Consider the following 1,848-nt stretch of genomic DNA (forward strand, 5'->3'; position numbering starts at 1 on the left):
GGCCGGGGGTGTGGTGGGGATGGCATAGAATCGGAGGGATATATACGCGCTACCCCGGGGGACGATGGACATCTCGACGACGTCGCACGTCATTGCGACGACCGATCGCCGCTCCGTCGGACGCACCCTTCGGGCTTACGTCGCTCTGACGAAGCCCCGCGTCCTCGAGCTGCTGCTGGTGACCACCGTTCCGGTCATGATCCTCGCGCAGGGCGGCCTGCCGAACCTCTGGCTGATCTTCGCCACGGTGATCGGCGGTTCGCTGAGCGCCGGCTCGGCGGCCGCGTTCAACATGTACCTCGACCGCGACATCGACGCGCACATGCAGCGCACCGAGAACCGTCCGCTCGTCACGGGCGAGGTGTCGCCGCGCGGCGCGCTGACGTTCGCGTGGACGCTCGCCGTGGTGTCGACCGTGTGGCTGTGGGCCTTCACCAACCCCCTCGCCGCTGCGCTGTCGGCGGCCGCGATCTTCTTCTACGTCGTCATCTACACGATGATCCTCAAGCGCCGCACCGAACAGAACATCGTGTGGGGCGGCATCGCGGGCTGCTTCCCGGTGCTGATCGGCTGGTCGGCGGTGACGGGTTCGCTCTCGTGGGCGCCGTTCATCCTGTTCGCGCTGGTCTTCCTCTGGACCCCGCCGCACTACTGGCCCCTGTCGATGAAGTACGCCGCGCAGTACGACGGCGTCGACGTGCCCATGCTCGGCGCGACCCGCAGCGGGTCGCAGGTGGGGCTGCAGGTGATCCTCTACGCGTGGGCGACCGTCGCGTGCTCGCTCCTGCTCATCCCCGTGGCGCCGATGGGCCTGGTCTACACCGTGTCCGCCCTCGTGTTCGGCGGATGGTTCATCTACGAGTCGCACCGCCTGTACTCGCGCGCCGTGCGCGGTGGCGAGCCGCGGCCGATGCGGGTCTTCCACGCGTCGATCACGTACCTGACGCTGCTCTTCGTCGCGATCGCCGTCGATCCGCTGCTGCCGTTCTGAGCACTCCCGACGACGCCCATCTCGGAGAGGTGGGCGTCGTCGTGTTCCCGCCCGCGGTTCCGGGATGCCGCCGCGGCGCCGCACTCGCGCGGGTTTTCGCTGGCGCCGAATGGTGCGGATGGGGGTGTTGGGCGACGTTTCGGCGCCGATGAAGCGCGGTGCGGGCGTTGCGGGGTTTTCGGTGGCGCCAAATGGCGCGGATGAGGGCGTTGCGCGACGTTTTGGCGCCGACGAAGCACTGGGCGCCCGTCGCGGAGTTTTCGCTGGCGCCGAATGGCGCGGATGAGGGCGCTGGGCGACGTTTCGGCGCCGATGAAGCGCGAAGCGGGCGTTGCGGGGTTTTCGGTGGCGCCAAATGGCGCGGATGAGGGCGCTGGGCGACGTTTTGGCGCCGATGAAGCGCTAGGCGCGCGTCGCGGCGTCTCGCTGGCGTCGAATGGCGCGGATGAGGGCGTTGCGCGACGTTTCGGCGCCGATGAAGCGCGGTGCGGGCGTTGCGGGGTTTTCGCTGGCGCCGAATGGCGCGGATGAGGGCGCGGGGCGACGATTTGGCGCCGATGAAGCGCTGGGCGCGCGTCGCGGCGTTCCGCTGGCGCCGAATGGCGCGGATGAGGGCACGGGGCGACGTTTTGGCGCCGATGAAGCGCGGAGTGGGCGTTGCGGGAGCGCGGCGACACGCGCGCGGCGGCGGGAACGGGAACCGGGCACGCGAAAGCGCCCGCCCCCGGTGCGGGAGCGGGCGCCTTCGTCCCGCGTGGTCAGCGACGCGTGGCGTCGTCTCCGGTGTCGAGACGAGGCTCGTCGTGGCGCGCGGCGGCGGCGGCCTGCGGGGGAGCGGGGGCCGTCGAGGGCACCTC

The 1,848-nt window shown here is 70.6% G+C and carries 1 protein-coding gene; it reads left to right on the top strand.

Annotated elements, in window-relative coordinates; genetic code table 11:
• Positions 1-64 precede the first annotated feature (64 nt).
• Complete coding sequence (locus DBR36_RS06405) at positions 65-991, top strand: heme o synthase (protein ID WP_108318081.1); 927 nt, start codon at positions 65-67, stop codon at positions 989-991.
• The last annotated feature ends 857 nt before the right edge of the window (positions 992-1,848 follow it).

It is taken from the genome of Microbacterium sp. HMWF026 (genome assembly GCF_003061325.1).
Taxonomy (GTDB): domain Bacteria; phylum Actinomycetota; class Actinomycetes; order Actinomycetales; family Microbacteriaceae; genus Microbacterium; species Microbacterium testaceum_E.